The organism is Streptomyces rectiverticillatus, from assembly GCF_013394065.1.
Classification (GTDB): Bacteria; Actinomycetota; Actinomycetes; order Streptomycetales; family Streptomycetaceae; genus Streptomyces; species Streptomyces rectiverticillatus.
In genome coordinates this window covers 3612675-3628660 of the sequence record NZ_CP040752.1, presented here as the reverse complement: position 1 = coordinate 3628660, position 15986 = coordinate 3612675, and the positions used below count along the sequence as shown (strand labels likewise).

The 15986-nt window shown below is 70.2% G+C and carries 14 protein-coding genes and 1 pseudogene; 12 read left to right on the top strand and 3 right to left on the bottom strand.

All coding sequences use genetic code 11. The annotated features are described in order from the left end of the window. The first annotated feature begins 1 nt into the window (after position 1). The 3 genes and pseudogenes from FGW37_RS15640 to FGW37_RS15630 all read left to right on the top strand — a co-directional run bounded on the left by FGW37_RS15640 (position 2) and on the right by FGW37_RS15630 (position 2178). Positions 2–733, top strand: a complete 732-nt coding sequence (locus tag FGW37_RS15640; RefSeq protein WP_179081602.1) for a DsbA family oxidoreductase — start codon at positions 2–4, stop codon at positions 731–733. Positions 734–927: 194 nt separating this feature from the next. Next, positions 928–1314 (top strand): annotated as a pseudogene (locus FGW37_RS15635) (rodlin); the annotation flags it as partial. A gap of 300 nt (positions 1315–1614) precedes the next feature. Beyond that, entirely contained in the window at positions 1615–2178 is a 564-nt protein-coding gene (locus tag FGW37_RS15630; RefSeq protein ID WP_425506537.1) for a rodlin, read from the top strand. Positions 2179–2312: 134 nt separating this feature from the next. Here the strand turns inward: FGW37_RS15630 and FGW37_RS15625 are convergent, their stop codons facing one another. Together FGW37_RS15625 and FGW37_RS15620 are read right to left on the bottom strand one after the other, a co-directional pair. Continuing rightward, positions 2313–3491, bottom strand: a complete 1179-nt coding sequence (locus FGW37_RS15625) for a 3-hydroxybenzoate 6-monooxygenase (protein WP_179081601.1) — start codon at positions 3489–3491, stop codon at positions 2313–2315. A gap of 115 nt (positions 3492–3606) precedes the next feature. Then, entirely contained in the window at positions 3607–4311 is a 705-nt protein-coding gene (locus FGW37_RS15620; protein ID WP_179084721.1) for an SDR family NAD(P)-dependent oxidoreductase, read from the bottom strand. A gap of 337 nt (positions 4312–4648) precedes the next feature. On the opposite strand from FGW37_RS15620, the gene FGW37_RS15615 reads away from it, so the two are divergent. The 3 genes from FGW37_RS15615 (at position 4649) to FGW37_RS15605 (ending at position 8437) form a co-directional block, all read left to right on the top strand. Beyond that, a complete protein-coding gene (locus FGW37_RS15615; RefSeq protein ID WP_179081600.1) occupies positions 4649–5161 on the top strand; it encodes an AtaL-like protein in 513 nt (170 codons plus the stop codon). Further along, entirely contained in the window at positions 5154–6797 is a 1644-nt protein-coding gene (locus FGW37_RS15610; RefSeq protein WP_179081599.1) for an FAD-binding oxidoreductase, read from the top strand. Before FGW37_RS15615 ends, FGW37_RS15610 begins: the two co-directional genes overlap by 8 nt. Before the next feature lie 110 nt (positions 6798–6907). Further along, entirely contained in the window at positions 6908–8437 is a 1530-nt protein-coding gene (locus FGW37_RS15605; RefSeq protein WP_179081598.1) for an MFS transporter, read from the top strand. Between the two features lie 192 nt (positions 8438–8629). On the opposite strand, the gene FGW37_RS15600 is transcribed toward FGW37_RS15605, so the two are convergent. After that, the gene (locus FGW37_RS15600; RefSeq protein WP_058047450.1) at positions 8630–9403 is read right to left on the bottom strand and encodes a 2,3-dihydro-2,3-dihydroxybenzoate dehydrogenase; all 774 of its coding nucleotides are present in this window, start codon (positions 9401–9403) and stop codon (positions 8630–8632) included. Between the two features lie 296 nt (positions 9404–9699). On the opposite strand from FGW37_RS15600, the gene FGW37_RS15595 reads away from it, so the two are divergent. The 6 genes from FGW37_RS15595 (at position 9700) to FGW37_RS15570 (ending at position 15603) form a co-directional block, all read left to right on the top strand. Continuing rightward, entirely contained in the window at positions 9700–10215 is a 516-nt protein-coding gene (locus FGW37_RS15595; protein ID WP_179081597.1) for a cupin domain-containing protein, read from the top strand. A 204-nt stretch (positions 10216–10419) separates the two neighbouring features. Beyond that, a complete protein-coding gene (locus FGW37_RS15590; protein ID WP_179081596.1) occupies positions 10420–12234 on the top strand; it encodes a type IV secretory system conjugative DNA transfer family protein in 1815 nt (604 codons plus the stop codon). 15 nt (positions 12235–12249) lie between these two features. Beyond that, positions 12250–13446 (top strand): hypothetical protein, encoded by a 1197-nt coding sequence (locus FGW37_RS15585; protein ID WP_179081595.1) that lies wholly within the window; start codon positions 12250–12252, stop codon positions 13444–13446. 11 nt (positions 13447–13457) lie between these two features. Further along, positions 13458–14129: a hypothetical protein gene (locus tag FGW37_RS15580; protein WP_179081594.1), complete on the top strand. Its 672-nt coding sequence runs from the start codon at positions 13458–13460 to the stop codon at positions 14127–14129. After that, on the top strand, positions 14129–14635 hold the full coding sequence (locus FGW37_RS15575; protein ID WP_179081593.1) for a hypothetical protein: 507 nt from the start codon (positions 14129–14131) through the stop codon (positions 14633–14635). Before FGW37_RS15580 ends, FGW37_RS15575 begins: the two co-directional genes overlap by 1 nt. Next, positions 14632–15603: a hypothetical protein gene (locus FGW37_RS15570; protein WP_179081592.1), complete on the top strand. Its 972-nt coding sequence runs from the start codon at positions 14632–14634 to the stop codon at positions 15601–15603. Before FGW37_RS15575 ends, FGW37_RS15570 begins: the two co-directional genes overlap by 4 nt. Positions 15604–15986: the final 383 nt, after the last annotated feature.

Genomic DNA, 15986 nt, shown 5'->3' with positions numbered 1-15986 from the left:
AATGGTGAAGGCGGACATGGTCCTGGACGTGATCTGCGTCCACTCCTACATCGGCTACACGCGGCTGGTCCGCGCGGCCGACCGGATGCGCGCCTGCGGGACCGACGTCACGATCACCTTCCGCCCCTACGAGATCGCCCCGGCCGCCTCCGACAGCCCGCAGCCCCTGATGCCCGTACTGGAGCGCATGCTCGGCCCGTACGCCGCGACGCAGGCCGAGATCTTCACCTGGCAGGCCGCCCGCGACGGCCTGGAGCTGCGCTACGACCGGGCCGTCGCCACCGGCAGCTTCCGCGCCCACCTGCTCATCGGCCGCGCCGCGGAGCAGGGCCTGGCCGAGCCCGTGGTCGAACGGCTCTTCCGCGCGCACTTCACCGACGGCCTGCACATCGCAGGCGAGGGGACGCTCCGGGAGATCGCCGAGGAGTGCGGGGTGGACCTCGGGCCGGGCGGGGCGGGCGCGTTGGCGAAAGGGTCGGAAGAAGCCGAGGAATTGCGCGGGGAGTTGCATCGGCTCCGGCGCCACGGCGTTCCGGCGCCGCCGGTGTTCAGGATCGGTGACGGGCCGATCCTGCTGGGTGTCCAGACCGAGCGCTCGCTGTACGAGGCGATGACGACGGCGGCAGCGGAGTCGGGAGCGGGGACGGGGACGGGGGCGGGGGCGGGGGCGGGGGCGGGGGTGGAGCCGGTCGCCGGGTCCGCGGCCGTGCGTTCCGTCGACGCCGCCTTCTGACGGGTGCGCTCCGGTACCGCCCCTATTAACCGGCACGCCGCCTTTTCGTTTGTCGGGCAGTAATTCTTCCGGCTGTCCTACGTGCGGCGTCCCCACTGGCTCGAATGAGTGAAACCCCGGAACCTCTGTATAAGGCCGGAGTTATTCAGAACGCTTTCCCAGTGGGGGCGCTACACGATCGAAAGGCTTAGGACGTGCTCAAGAAGGTAATTGCCACGACCGCCCTCGCGGTGTCCGCGGTCGGCACCATCTCCGGCCCCGCGATGGCTATCGGGAACGACCAGGACGTCGCCAACGGCAACGCCGCGAAGACCGGCTACGGCAACACGCACACCGGCGGCAAGGAAAGCCCGCAGATGAGCCTGATCCAGGGCACGCTGAACAAGCCGTGCATCGGCATCGGCAAGCTCGGAATCCAGTCGGTACTGGCGCTCATCAACATCGGCATCCAGGACGTGCCGATCCTCACGTCGCAGCAGCAGCAGCAGTGCACCGACAACTCCACGATCAGCGACGGGGACGACCCGCTGTCGCACATCCTGTCGGAGATCCCGATCATCTCGGGCAACGGTTCCGGCAACAAGAGCAGCGGCGGCCACGGCGGTCACGGTGGCCACAACGGCCACAACGGCTTCGGTCACGACGGCCACAACGGCTTCGGCCACAACGGCTTCGGTCACGGCGGTCACTGAGCCACCGGTGCGTAAGTCCCCTGCGGCGGGTGTGCGGGCCCCGCTGCAGGGGGCTTTCCCTTTCCTGAATTCCCCCCCCGGGTGCTGGGCCGAAGGGGTGAAGGGGCGGGCCGGGTAATAACCTCACGGAAATTCGCGAGTTAGGCAGAGAGCTCCCGTAATTCGTCGAGCCAGAACGAGGAACCAAGCGTGATCAAGAAAGTAGTGGCCACGACCGCCCTCGTGGCTTCCGCGGCCGGCGTGTCGGCGACCCCCGCGATGGCCGTCGGCGACGGCCAGGACGTTGCGAATGCCAACGGTGCGGGTCAGATGTACGGAAACACCTGGACGGGCGGCTACATGAGCCCGCAGATGGGGCTCATCAACGGCTCGCTGAACAAGCCGTGCATCGGCATCGGCAAGCTCGGCGCCCAGTCGCTGCTCGCCCTGATCAACATCGGCCTCCAGGACATCCCGATCCTCTCCTCGCAGCAGCAGCAGTCCTGCACGGAGAACTCCACGATCAACGACGGGGACGACCCGCTGTCGCACATCCTGGACGAGATCCCGATCATCTCGGGCAACGGCTCCTGGAACAGCGAGCGCCACCACGGCCGTCACCACCGCCACGAGGGCGGTCACGACGACTGGGGCCGTCACGACCACGACCGCCACGACCGTCACGACCACCACGGTTACGGCGGTGGCTACGGTCACCACGACGACGGGCACCACGGCTACGGGCACCACGACGGCGGGCACCACGGCCACTGATCCGGCCTTGGGGCCGGCCCTGAGCCGGCCCGCCCTGACCGCAGTCCCGACGCAGCGGACGCCCCCGGTTCCCCGGGGGCGTCCGTCGCGTGTGTCCGTTGCGTGTGCCTGCCGTCTGTGTCCGGCCCGCGCCGTCAGCGCACGCCCGCGTGCAGCCAGTCGACCTTGTCGTACATCTCGTCCGTGGTGAGGGAGCAGAGCATCCGGTTGCGCGCGCGGGCCGCGTCCCCCGCCGGGTGGTACAGCTGCCGGCCCATCTCCCGGGCCACCAGCTGCGTGCGCGAGGTCCGCTCGCAGCGCGCCGCGTTGTACTTCTCCAGCCGCCGCCCGAGGGAGGCCTCGCCCGGCTCCGCGCCCTGCAGCAGCTCGCCGAGCAGCACCGCGTCCTCCAGCGCCATGCACGCGCCCTGCGCGGCGTACTGCAGCATGGGGTGCGCGGCGTCGCCCAGGAGCGTCACCCGGCCGTCCGTCCAGTCCGGCACCGGGTCGCGGTCGCACAGCACCCACGCCCGCCAGCCCCGGCCCAGCTCCAGCAGCCGCCGCGCGGCGTGGCCCAGCTCGGGGAACTCGGCGATCACGTCCTCGGCCGGCACCGGCAGCCCCGCCACCGGGTCGGTGGCCGCGTCGTCCCGGGTGGCCGCCAGGTTGAGGCACTTGCCGCCCGCGATGGGGTAGTGCACGAAGTGCCACTTCGGCCCGGCCCACAGGGTCACGCTGTTCCAGCGGAGCTCCTGCGGCACCTGCTCCATGGGGATCACCGAGCGGTAGATGGTGTGCCCGGACACCCGCGGTTCGCCGTCGCCGACGAGCTGGCGGCGCACGGCCGAGCGGATCCCGTCGGCACCGATCAGCACGTCGCCGCGGAAGGGGCGCCCGGTGCACGTGACGGCGGTGACGCCCGTCGCGTCCTGCTCGTAGCGCACCACGTAGTGGCCGCCGAGGAGGGTGACGGCGGGGTGGGCGCGGCAGGCGTCGAGCAGCGCCTGGTAGAGGTCGCCGCGGTGCACGACGGCGTACGGATTGCCGAAGCGCTTCCGGTAGGCGCCGGTGAGCGGCATACGGGTGATGCGCTCGCCCGTCGTGCCGTCCATGAACTGCAGCTCGTCGATGAGCACGGCCCGCGCGCGGACCTCGGCGCCCACGCCGAGCCGGTCGAGGGCTTGGAAGGCGTTGGGGCCGAGCTGGATGCCGGCGCCGACCTCGCCGAAGACGTCGCTGCGCTCCAGCACGGTCGCCCGGTGACCCTGGCGGGCCACGGACACGGCGGCCGCGAGACCGCCGATGCCGCCCCCGGCGATAAGGATGTTGGCCATGTCGTCTCTCGCAGTCCTCTCGGTGACGCGGGGCTCCCGGAGTCGGGGCTCCCGGAGCCGTCTCGGAGCGGTCTCGGGGCCGACTCGGGGCCGACTCGGGGCCGACTCGGGGCCGTCAGGCGGCGGTCTTGCGGTCCAGGACCAGGTCGTGGCCGACGACGTAGGACGCCTCGTCCGAGGCGAGCCACAGCACGGTGTCGGCGATCTCCTCCACCTTGGCGCCGCGGCCCAGCGGGCACGGGCTGATCGCATTGATCCGGATGCCCTTGCCGATGTATTCGCGCGCGGCGGTCTGGGTGAGGGTGCTCACCGCGGCCTTCGACGCGGCGTACGCGCCCAGCCCCGGCAGCATGCCCTGGCTGCCGATATTGCTGGCCGTATTCACGATCACGCCGCCGCCGTTGCGCTCCATGTGCGCGATCTCGTGCTTCATGGACAGCCAGACGCCGGTCAGATTGGCGGCCAGGGTCTCGCCCCAGACGCTTTCGCAGATCTCCGCCACCGGCTGGTTCGGGCCGAGTTCGGTGACATTGTTGAAGGCGACGTCCAGCCGGCCGTGCCGTTCGACGACGGCGGCCACGATCGCCTCCGCGTCGGACGCCCCGCCGTCCTCGCCGTGGTGGGTCACGTCGGCAATTCCGCAACTGGCGCTGCCACCCAGTGCTTTGATCTCCTCAACGGTGTCGTGCAGCATTTCCGGGTGCCGGCCGGCGACCACGACGTCGGCGCCCTCACGTGCGAACGCAAAGGCGGCAGCGCGGCCGATGCCCTCGCCGCCCCCGGTGACCAGGACAACTTTGCCTGTGAATCGCTTGGACATCGTGTCTCTCCTGTTTCTGCGACTGCCGGGCCGGATGCCGGATGCCGGATGCCGGATGCCGGGTCGGGTCGGGACCGTGTCAACTGCCTCCAGCATCAGGGGAGTCGGACGCCGGGCGAATATGCGCGTGGCGCACTTCGTCAGGTGGAAAGGGCGCGGTCGGGAGCGGTCCGCGGCACCTGACGCAGTAGCGGGAAGGGCTTTGACCGGGGCCCGGAATGCGGCGAAGACTTCCACTGATCCGCGTGATGGCCGACGCCGACGCCAACGCCTCTGACCGGCGTTTCGCCGAGCCGCTTTCCCCGCCGCCCGCTGCCCGCCGCCTGCAGGAGAACGCATGATTACGCTTTCGTGGACCCGTAAGGTCGACACGGCCGACACGGCCGACACGGCCGACGCTGCCGACACTGGCGATGTCACTGGAACCCCGTGCACCACGCGCGAGCAACTGTGGCGCGTACTGCTGCACAAGGCGGAGAACCCCGTCGGCTATGTGCCCGCCATCAGCGAGTGCCGGGTTCTGGACCGCTACGAGGACGGGTTCCTGCGCGAGGCGCGGCGCGGATCGCGGCTGCTCGTCCAGCGCGTCACGCCGGACGAGGCCGCCGGCCGCATCACCTTCCGGCACGCGGACTCCTCCGACCTCGCGGTGATCACCAACCAGTTGGGCGAGGACGAGGACGGCGATCTCACCCTGACCCTCAGCATCACCCTGACCGAGGCTCCGTCCTCGGCCGTGCTGCGCGAGAACTCCTATCTCCACGAGCTCAACGCCGACTTCGCCGCGACCCTCGACGCCATGACGGCGGTGCTGCGGCGCAACGCCCTGCAGGCGGCCGGCGATGCGTGAGCACGGCACCAGGGCGTACTCCCGCCGCCAGGTCGTCGCCGGTGCCGCCGCCGTGGGTACGGCGGCGGCGCTGGGCGGACCGGCGGCGCACGCCCTGGCCGAGAGCACCGGATCCGGCGCCGAGGCGGGCGCCTTCGGGCCGCTGACCGTCCGGCCCTCCGACCGGCGCTACGCCGACCTGGTCTGGGGCGCCAACCGCCGCTGGGTCGGCACGCCCGACGCCGTACGCCTCGTCGGGTCGGCCGACCACGTGCTCGCGGCCGTCCAGGAGGCCGTCGACACCGGGCGGAAGCCCGCCGTGCGCAGCGGAGGCCACTGCTACGAGAACTTCGTGACCACGGACGACGTACGGCTCGTGATCGACACCGGCTCCATGGACCGCGTCGGCTACGACGCCGGCCGGCGCGCCTTCTTCATCGAGCCCGGCGCCCGCCTGGGGGACGCCTACCGCACTCTCTACCGGGGCTGGGGCGTGACGGTGCCCGGCGGCACCTGCCCCTCGGTGGGCGCGGGCGGGCACATCGTGGGCGGGGGCTACGGTGCGCTGTCCCGGCTGCACGGCCTCGTCGTGGACCACCTGTACGGGATCGAGGCCGTCGTCGTCGACGCGAACGGCACCGCCCGGAAGGTGGTCGCCACGCGGGAGGAGAACGACCCCAACCGTGAGCTGCTGTGGGCGCACACGGGCGCGGGCGGAGGCGCGCTCGGAGTGGTCACGCGGTATCTGATGCGGTCGCCGGGGACCGGCGGGGCGGATCCGGCCGGGCTGCTGCCGCAGCCGCCGTCCGAGGTGCACGTCTCCACGGTCACCTGGCCGTGGGAGGGGATGACCGAGGCGGCGTTCACCACGATCCTGCGGAACTACGGCCGGTGGTGCGAGCGCAACAGCGCGCCCGGCTCCCCGTACGCGAGCCTGTTCAGCCAGCTGAAGCCGACGCACAAGTCCGCCGGATCGTTCTCCATGACGACGCAGATCGACGCGTCCGTACCGAACGCGTCCGGGCTGCTGGGCGCCTTCCTGGCCGCCGTCTCCCAGGGCGCGGGCGTCCGCTACCGGGTGGACGACCGCCGGACGATCTCCTGGCTGCACGCCACCACGTCCTGGCCGGGCTTCACCGCGCCGGACACCACGACCCGGTTCAAGGCCAAGTCCGCTTACATGCGCAAGGGATTCCCGGAGGACCAGCTCAAGGCGTTCTACCGGCACCTGACCCGCGACGACTTCTCCGGGCCGATGTCCGTGGTCATGATCAGCGCGTACGGGGGCCGGGTGAACGCGGCCGGCGCGGCGGAGACGGCCGTGCCGCAGCGCGACTCCGTCATGAAGCTGCACTACATCACCTTCTGGCAGAACGCCGCGGACGACGAGCGGCACCTGACCTGGATCCGCGAGTTCTACCAGGACGTCTACGCGGCGTCCGGGGGCGTGCCCAGGCCGGGCGACGTGACGGACGGCTGCTTCGTGAACTACGCGGACGCCGACCTGAACACGGCGCGGTGGAACGGGTCCGGAGTGCCGTGGCACGAGCTGTACTTCAAGGGGAACTACCGCAGGCTGCAGGCGGTCAAGGCGCGGTGGGACCCGAGGGACGTGTTCCGGCACGAGCAGTCGGTGAGGCTGCCGGGGCAGGGGTGAAGGGTCGTCTATCCGTAAGGGTCTATCCGTAAGGGCCTCTATCCGTACGGACATCCAGGGCAAGCCGTAGAAGTTGCAGAAGCCGTAGAGAGCACGGAAAGAGGGAAGTCATGTCCTCCGGTTACGCACCGGCTCCGGGCGCGGTCGCGCGCACCGGACGCGGTTTCGCCCTGCTGGGCGCCGTGCAGGTCGTTCTGATCCTGGCCATCACGATGCTGTCGCCGGCGCTGCCGGCGATCCAGCACGACCTCGGGTTGTCCGGTGCACAGCTGACGCTGGTCAGCGCCGCGTACGGGCTGTCGTTCAGCGGCCTGCTGATGCTGGGCGGGCGGCTGGCGGATCTCATGGGGCGGCGCCGGGCGCTGGTGGCCGGGGCCGCCGTCTTCGGGCTGGCCTCGGCGGCCGCCGGACTCGGTCCCGGCTTCGCCTTCCTCCTCGGCGGCCGCTTCGTGCAGGGCGTCGGGGCGGCGCTCGCGGCACCCGCCGCGATGTCCCTCGTCCGCTCCCTCTACCCCGACGAGGCCCGGCACGCGCGGGCGCTCGCGGTGTGGGGCGGGCTGGCCGGCTTCGGGGCGACGGCGGGCATGCTGCTGTCCGGGACGGTCTCGACGTGGGTGTCGTGGCGGTGGTCGTTCGTGGCGCCCGTGGCGGTGTCGCTGCTCGCCGTGGTCGCGGCGCGGCGGGTGCTGCCCGCGGGCCCCGATCCGGTGCGGGTGCGGCTGGACGTGCCGGGCGCGGTGCTGGTCACGGCCGGCCTGACCGTCATGAGCTACGGGCTCGTGGAGGCGGGCGAGCGGTCTTGGGGCGCGGGCGTGGTGTGGGGGCCGATCGCGGCCGGGGTCCTGTTGCTCGCCGCGTTCGTGGCGGTCGAGCTGCGGGTGTCGCACCCGCTGGTGCCGCTGGGGTTCCTGGCGCGTCGGCACCGGGCCACGGCCCTGTGGGCCGTCTTCATCGGCTCGGCCGGAATGTCGACGATCTTCTTCCTGCTGTCCCTGTACTTCCAGGAGGTGCGCAACGCCTCCCCGCTGCTGACGTCCGCGGCCTTCCTGCCCTTCAGCGCGGCGCAGGTCGTCACCGGGATGCTGGCCGGGCGGCTGATCGGGCGCTTCGGGGGCCGTGCGGTCATGGTGGGCGGGCTGCTGGTCGCGGCCGCCGGGCTGGTGCTGATCGGGCAGCTGGGCGCGGACACCGCCTACGCGGGCACGCTGCTCGCCGGTCTCATCGTCTTCCCCGTGGGCATCGCGTGCGTCTTCTCCGGGTCGACCGTCGTCGCCCTGGAGGACGTCGAGGACGAGCGCTCCGGGCTCGCGGGTGGCGCCGTCAACACGGCGATGGAGGTCGGCCCCACGGTCGGCCTGGCCGTCCTCGTCTCCCTGGCCACGGCCCACGCGAGCGGCCTGCGGGACGCGGGGGAGGGCATCGGCTCGGCGACGAGCTCCGGGTACGCCTTCGCGCTGCTGATCGCGGCGGCGGTGTTCGCGGCCGGCGCGGTGGTCTCGGCGGTGCTGCTGCGCTCGCCGCGCGGGGCGCGGAGGGGTGGCGGCTCCGCATCTGCTGGTGCGGAAACCGTCCGCAGTGCGGGGCCGTCGGAGGCTGCGGTGGGGGTTGCCCGGGGTGGGGGCGGGGGCGGGGGCGTCTAGGGCCGGGGCTCGTCCGCTTCCTTTCCTTCTGCCGCGACGGCGATCGGCCGTCGCGGCAGACGCGTGCGTGTGTGTTGCCGTGCCCGGGTCCGGGTCTGTTAGGGGCCGTACGAGTCGAGCGCCGTACGTACGAGTCGAGCGCCGTACGGGCGAACCGCCCGCACGGCGCTCGAGGATTCGAGGGCGTGCCGTTCAGACACCCAGCGCCGCACCCCCGTCCACCGTCAGGTCGTGCATCGTGATGTGGGACGCCGCGTCGGAGAGCAGGAACACCACCGCCTGGGCCACATTCTCCGGACGGGCCAGTTTCCGCAGGGGAATTCCCACCCGGTACGAACTCGCGACGCCTTCGATCGACGCCTTGCGCGCCGCGTCCCCGTCCTTCCACATATCACTGAGCATCGGTGTCTCGGTCGAGCCGGGCGCCACCAGATTGCAGCGGATCCCGTGCTTGGCGACCTCCAGGCCCATGCACTTGGTGAACATCGTGGCCGCGGCCTTGGACGCCGAATAGGCCGCCATCTCCACCCGCGCCGTGCCGGCCGCATTCGAGGCGACGGTCACCACCGCTCCCCGGCCGCGCGGCACCATGCGGTTGACGACGGCGCGGGAGACGAAGAAGACGCCGCTGGTATTGACGGCGAAGGTGAACTTCCAGTCCTCGTCCGTCAGCCGGCGCGCTTCGGAGAGCCGGAGCACGCCGGCCGCGTTGACCAGGTAGTCCAGCGGTCCCAGGCGACGCTCGACCGCGTCGACGACCGCCTCCACTTCCGGGCTGGAGGTGACGTCCCCGGGGAATGCCTCCACCAGCAGGCCGTCCGCGGTGAGCTTTTCGACGCAGGCCCGCAGCCGGACCTCGTCCTTGTCGACCGCCGCTACGGCGACTCCCTTCTCTGCCAGCGTCCGGACGACCGATTCTCCTATTCCGCCTGCCGCCCCGGTGACGAGAGCGACTTTTCCTTCCATCGAAACCTCCATACCCGGGAGTTCATGGCACGTCCGTGAACAATTCTCGGCAAAACTGCTTGGCAGGTGAAGCGAGGTTTTCTCACTCCGTCAGGTGACGGTGCGGTTCCATAAAGTGCCGATGGGGGAGGGGAATTGGCGGGTGTGCAAGTGGCCCACGAATCTGCACGCGAAGTGCACCAGAGAACCGGACACCTGACCCCGTAGATTGATCTTCAGAGGGAGCGCCGCACTGCGTCGCGCAGCCCCTCACCGCACCGCGTCATCCGCATCACCGCACTTCAGAGGAGCCCCCCATGTCCGAGTCGCAGAGCCCCGCCCCCTCCCCCTCCCTGGCTCCCGTCCTCGTCCGTGCCGCCGAGGCCACCGTCCTCAGCGACGCCCCCGGCTCCCTGATCACCCTCCTCGCGGACTCGGATACGACCGGCGGTGCGTTCACCAGCAACCGCGCCACGCTCGCCGAGGGCACGGCCGGCGCCCCGGCCCACTTCCACACCCGTGCCACCGAGTTCTTCTTCGTCCTCGACGGCGCGCTGGAGGTGCTGACGGGGGAGACCGTCGTGACGCTGGAGAAGAACGACTTCCTCGCCGTACCGCCCGGCATGCCCCACGCCTTCGCCCCGGCGGCCGGCCGCTCCGCCGACGCCCTGGTCGTCTTCACGCCGGGCATGGGCCGCTTCGACTACTACCGCCTGCTGGACCGCGTGGCCCGGGGCGAGGCGAGCGTCGAGGAGATCAAGGAGTCGGCCGAGCGCTACGACAACCACTACGTGGACAGCCCGGTCTGGCGCGCGCACCGTGCTGCGGCGTGACTGATCGGCGTGACTGATCGGCGTAACTGTCGGATGTACGTCGCCACCCCGGGCGCCCTCCTTGCGTAACACCTTCGCTGCGTAGTCCCCCGCCGCCCGCCTCGAACTCCTGACCTGTCGGACAGAGGTGTTAACGTCGCAGCGATCTGAAGAGATCGCATCAAGCAAGGGACGGGGGTCCACGGCGTGGCAGCGGCGCGCAAAGTGGGACGCAAGTACGAGAGCGGCGGACCCAAGGGCGAGATCGCCCTCGTCAAGGCATCGGCGGTGCTCATCGCCGTCGTCGTCAGCTGGCACCTGGCCGTCTGGGCCACGGCCGAGAACATGGCCCTGTCGAACGTCCTGGCCACGGCGGGTGCTCTCGCGGCGCACGAGCCCCTGGCCGGGCTGGGCGACGGTATCGAGCCGGCGTCCACGAACGTCACCGTCGCGGTCTGGCTGGGCATCCTCCTCGGCCCGATCGCGTCCGTCATGCTGGCCGCACGGGCCCGGCAGCGCCGTATCCGGGGCGCGGGCGGCGAGGGTCTCGCCTCCGCGACCGAGGCCCGGGACATGCTCGGTGTGGAGCGCGCCCGCAAGGCCGCCAAGATGACGCGCGCGACGTCGTTCACCGGCAAGGACGGCAAGTACGACCCCAAGGCCGCCGCGCGCGCGGAGCTGCGCGAGGTCGGCTGGATGCTCGGCACGCAGATCACCACCGGAGAGCCGCTGGTGGCCACGCCGGAGGACTCGGTCGCGGTCATCGCCCCCTCCGGCGGCGGCAAGTCGCGCAACGTGGTCATCCCCGCGTGCCTGGACGCGCCGGGGCCGCTCGTCGTCACCTCCACCCGCGCCGACGTCCTCGACGTCATCGCCGAACCGCGCTCGCGGATGGGACGGGTGTGGGTCTTCGACCCGCTCGACACCGTCGGCTGGCCGCACAAGATGGTCTGGGACCCGGTGGCGGGCTGCCAGGAGGGCGAGACCGCCACGTCGCGCGCCCTGTCGTTCTCCGTCGGCATGGGCGCGGACGACAGCTCCTCCAGCAACGGCAGCTTCTTCCAGCAGACGGCGTCGTCCGCGCTGACGAGGCTCCTCCACGCCGCGGCCCTCGAAGGCAAGACCATCGAGCACGTCATGCGCTGGGCCACCAACCTGGAGAAGGCCAGCGAGCCGCGGGCCATCCTCACCGACCACCCCAACGCCGAGCCCGGTTGGGACGTCCTGCTGCGCTCCGTATCGACCGGCGCCGACGAGACCGTCGCCTCGACCCGGCAGACCCTCGCCGCCCAGATCGAACCGCTCGCCCTGCGCAAGGTGCTGCGCTGCGTCACCCCGCAGCCGGGCGTGCCGACCTTCGACCCGGACGCGTTCGTCGCCTCCCGCGACACCCTGGTCCTCATCAGCGACTCCAACGCCTCGACGAACGTCTCGCCGCTGACGACGATGCTGCTGGGTGAGGTCGTCGACGCGGCGAAGCGCCGGGCGCCGCGGCTGCCCTCGGGCCGGCTCGACCCGTTCCTGCGTCTCGTCCTGGACGAGGTCGCCAACGTGGCCCCGCTGCCGAAGCTGCCGTCGCTGGCCTCCGACGCCCGCGGCTACGGCATCCACATCGTCTACGCGCTGCAGTCGCTGGCCCAGGCCGTGCTCCGGTGGGGTCAGCACGAGGCGGACACGCTCCTCGACAACGCGGCGGCCACCCTCGTCATGGGCGGCCTGAAGGACGTCGAGGCGCTGCGCCGCTTCTCCGAGCTGGTTGGCGAGGCCGAGCTCGTCGAACTGTCGAAGTCGCGCGACACCCAGCGCCTCTTCGGCTACGGCACCAATGAGGTCGAGCGCGAACGCCGCATCCTGCGCCCCGAGGAGATCCGCCAGCTGCCGCACGGCCGGGCGCTCCTCCTCTTCCGCGGCGCGCCGGGCGTCATCGCCGAGCTGCAGCCGTGGGATCAGCGGCGGGACGGACAGGCGCTGCGGGCGGGCGAGCACGCGACGAGGGCGTCGCGGATCGGGCCGCCGCCGGTGGAGAGCGCGGGCGCGTAGGCGAGGAGTGCGTAGGTGGAAGAACAACTGAAGGACGAACAACTGCGGGACGAACAACTGCAGGGCGAGCAACTGCAGGGCGAGCAACTGCGGGACGAACAGCTGCGGGACGAAGTCAGGGCCCTCAAGGAGGAGATCGCAACCCTCCGGGAGTGGCGCACCCAGCTCGAAGCGGCCGTCAAGAACTTCGCGACGGGGATCAAGGCGAACCAGGCCGAGGTCACGGAGGTCGTAGGGGAGGTCATCGACCGGCTGCACGCGGTGGAGGCGGTGACGGCGACGGCGACGGCGTCGCCTTCGCGGTCCTCCGCGCCCGGTGACGACCACCTTCCGTGGTCGCTGCGCGCCACGGAGGACGACTGGCGCCGTCTCTCCGACTGGGTGGACTGGCTCGGCAAGCACTACGCCCCGCAGCTCCGCCTGCGCATCTGGCCGTGCTGGCCGCTGCACGGCGGCGTCACGGAGGAACTGGCCGCCCTGCACGCCTCCTGGCGCGCGGCCACGGAAGCGGACGCCGACCCCTCGCGTGAGGGCAGCGACCTGGCCTACTGGCACCAGATGTGGCTGTGGCCGACGATCGAGCGCATCCGGCAGCACTACATGTTCAGCGAGTGCGAGGACGAGCACTCCCAGGACCGCCCGGGCCGGCCGACGGACGGGACGGCGCTGAAGAAGCGCATGACGGAGGCGGAGACGGAACGCCGCCGCCTGGAGCAGTCGAAGTACGACTACTACGTGAAGACCGGGCCGGACCACCCGGCGGAACGCCCGTCGAGCCTGTGGCGGTGCACGGCGGGGCGCGACGAGGACTGGGAGTACCTGTCGCTGCTGGACTGGCAGTGGCACAAGGCGGCGGAGACCGCCGTACAGCTCCCGCCGCCGGAGGCCGCGCGCCACCCGGTGACGGCCGACCGCGCCGGGGAACTGCAGGCGGACCGGCAGGGCTGGGTCCGCTACTGGGCCCGGTACGCGGACGTGTCCGCCTGGCGGGCCGGTGAGCCACCCGTGTCGGTGGTGCGCCGCCGCCGCAGCCCGGAGCGCATCTACGACGAGGCGTACAAGACCTGGAACGAGTGGGGCCCGACGCAGGCCGTCCACGACTTCTTCGACGCCCGCCCCTCGAACCCGCCGCACCTGGTGGAGATCGACGCGGCGAAGGCGGAACGACTGCTGACGGAACTCCACGGCGCGAAGGGGGCGACGGAACTGTGACGGCAACCGGCATGAACAAGACCGCCACGGCCTGGAAGGACGACGCCACGGCCCCGGGCCGCCGCCTGGAACTGACAGCGGACCAGAACCAGGCGGTGACGGACCGCTGGGAGGCGGCCAGGGCGGCCCACAAGGCCCTGGACGTGGTGATGGAAGGCGTCCAGCAGGCCCTGGCGGACTCCCACGGCGCAAAACTCGAAGGCAAACAGCACCGCCTGAAGGGCCTCAAGGCCTTCCGCCGCAAGGCCGCCATGGAACTGGACGACCGCGTCCCCCTGGAAACGATCGTCCGCAAGGTCCAGGACCTCAACCGCTACACCCTGGTATTCGACGTGAAGTCGTACACCGAAGGCGTCCGCCACACATACGCCCTGCTGCACGAACGCGGCTACGTCATCGTCCCCGATTCGGAGCAGAACACCTGGGAGGATCCCGTCCACAAGGGATTCCGCGCGGTGTGGCAACAGCCCGACGGAACAGTGAAGTTCGAGATCGCCTTCCACACACCCGACAGCTACCGGGTAAAGACGGAGAACCACCTTCTCTACGATCTGTACCGCGAGAGTCACCTCCGCTCCCTGGGCGAGGAGCCGCCGGAGAAGATGGCGGAATCCCACGAGGACGCGGCGAAAATCATCCAGCATCAGCGGTACAGCGGCATTCCTGCGAAGGAGAGCAAGTGATGAACGAGAACTACGAATACTTTGTGAAAGCGGTTCCGACGGTCGACAACCTGTACACGGCGGAGCGTCCGTCGAGTATGTGGCGGCGGCTCGGGGACCAGTGGGAGTACCTGTCGCTGGTCGAATGGGAGTGGCAGAGCGTCAAGGCCACGGGTGTCCTGTACCCGCCCCTCTTGGAATCGCTGATCCCGGTGCCGGCCGAGCGCGCCGCGGCGCTGGAGGCGGACCGGCAGGGCTGGGTGCGGTACTGGGCGCGGTACACGGACGAGCAGGACTGGCGCGAAGGCGAACCGCCCACCACGGTTGTGCGGCGTCGATGCAGTCCTGAAAACGTGCTCGACGAGTCCTACCGAGGCGCGAAGGGGTTCTGGGGACCCACCGAGGCGGTCCTCGACTTCTACGATGCCCGCAAGTCCGACCCGCCGTACCTGATCGCGCTCTCTGTGGATGAAGCCGAGGGGCTGCTGCAGGAGCTGTTCGGCGTCACGGGGGTCACGGAGCTGTGAGCGTGTCCGTGGGGGAATGGAAGGGCGAGGGCTACACGCTCAGTCCTGAACAGAACCGTGTCGTCACTGAGCGGTGGCAGCGTGCCGAAGCGGCGCGTGAGGGCATGGACGCCTTGATGAAGGGCATCCAGCAGGAGACAGCCCAGACGTACGGCAGCAAGCTGGAGGGCCTGGAGTACTCGCTCAAGGCTCCGGACTCGTTCCGCCGCAAGGCGGCCGCGGCCTGGGAGAACGACGGGGATTCGGTCGAGAAGACCGCCAAGAAGGTCAATGACCTGAACCGGTACACGCTGACGTTCGAGCCGGATGCCTATACCGAGGGTGTGAGCCGGACGTACGAGCGGCTCCGGGAAGCGGGATACGAGCCGATACCCGGCAAGGAGAAGAACACCTGGGAAGATCCCGTGTACAAGGGGATCAACACTTCGTGGCAGCACACGGAGTCGGAAGAGAAATTTGAGCTGCAGTTCCACACTCCGGACAGCTTCAAAGCCAAGATGGAGAACCACGAGCTGTACGAGATCTCTCGTGGTAAGAAACTTGACGACCTCAGCGCGCGTGACAAAGTTCCCAAGGCTGACTATCGGAACGCTGCAAACCTTCTGCAGAGTGAACGATACAAGAATGTGCAGATCCCCCCTGGTCAGGAACGGATAGGTCGGCAGGAGATCCGGGACAAGCTCGACCCGGGTGTCGACCCCGCGTACGTTGACGTGATCCGCCGGGAAGAGGCCGAACTTCGTGCGGAGAACCTCGCCAAAGCCCAGGCCAAAGCCGAGGCCCAGGCACGGGAGCAGGCCGAACGGGAAGCCCTCGGGCTCGATGGGCCCGAAGAGGCGCAAACCCAAGGCCTAAGCAACAGGCTGGCCGCCAAGGCCCCGGCGCAAGGAAGTCAGCCCAAGTCCGAAGCCCTGCGCCTCGACCCGGTACCTACGCAGTCCCAAGGCCGTGGCCTCACGATGAGATAGGCCTGCTATGGCCGTTGGATACCCACTTGAGTCCCGTGACCTCCGGACCTCCAATCCGCCCTATCTGACCGAGCTGAACGCTGACGAGGCCGAGGCGTTGTTGCAGGAGTTGTTCGGTCGGACGGGGATGACCGAGTTGTGAGCGGGAGACCGAAGGCCGATGGCTTCGCAACAGGTTGGCTACAGAATCTGTCGCGCAATCGGCCCGGCAGCGTGCCTTGGGGGGTGCAGGTCGGCGCCCGTGGCGGGCGGTTCCCTGACCGTGGTCCGTCGCCAGGGTGACCGAGACCACGAACTCACGAGGGGTCAGCCAGCCGCGCCCGCCTTATCAGGAAATTAAGGGCGCCAGGTCAATCAAGATCGTTCATATCCGAACAGTAACT

What these genes read in the sequence shown, in the direction of transcription:
- FGW37_RS15640 (WP_179081602.1), top strand. Translation starts at nt 2, where the DNA reads ATGGTGAAGGCGGACATGGTCCTGGACGTGATCTGCGTCCACTCCTAC.
- FGW37_RS15625 (WP_179081601.1), bottom strand. Translation starts at nt 3,491, where the DNA reads ATGGCCAACATCCTTATCGCCGGGGGCGGCATCGGCGGTCTCGCGGCC.
- FGW37_RS15620 (WP_179084721.1), bottom strand. Translation starts at nt 4,311, where the DNA reads ATGTCCAAGCGATTCACAGGCAAAGTTGTCCTGGTCACCGGGGGCGGC.
- FGW37_RS15615 (WP_179081600.1), top strand. Translation starts at nt 4,649, where the DNA reads ATGATTACGCTTTCGTGGACCCGTAAGGTCGACACGGCCGACACGGCC.
- FGW37_RS15610 (WP_179081599.1), top strand. Translation starts at nt 5,154, where the DNA reads ATGCGTGAGCACGGCACCAGGGCGTACTCCCGCCGCCAGGTCGTCGCC.
- FGW37_RS15605 (WP_179081598.1), top strand. Translation starts at nt 6,908, where the DNA reads ATGTCCTCCGGTTACGCACCGGCTCCGGGCGCGGTCGCGCGCACCGGA.
- FGW37_RS15600 (WP_058047450.1), bottom strand. Translation starts at nt 9,403, where the DNA reads ATGGAAGGAAAAGTCGCTCTCGTCACCGGGGCGGCAGGCGGAATAGGA.
- FGW37_RS15595 (WP_179081597.1), top strand. Translation starts at nt 9,700, where the DNA reads ATGTCCGAGTCGCAGAGCCCCGCCCCCTCCCCCTCCCTGGCTCCCGTC.
- FGW37_RS15580 (WP_179081594.1), top strand. Translation starts at nt 13,458, where the DNA reads ATGAACAAGACCGCCACGGCCTGGAAGGACGACGCCACGGCCCCGGGC.
- FGW37_RS15575 (WP_179081593.1), top strand. Translation starts at nt 14,129, where the DNA reads ATGAACGAGAACTACGAATACTTTGTGAAAGCGGTTCCGACGGTCGAC.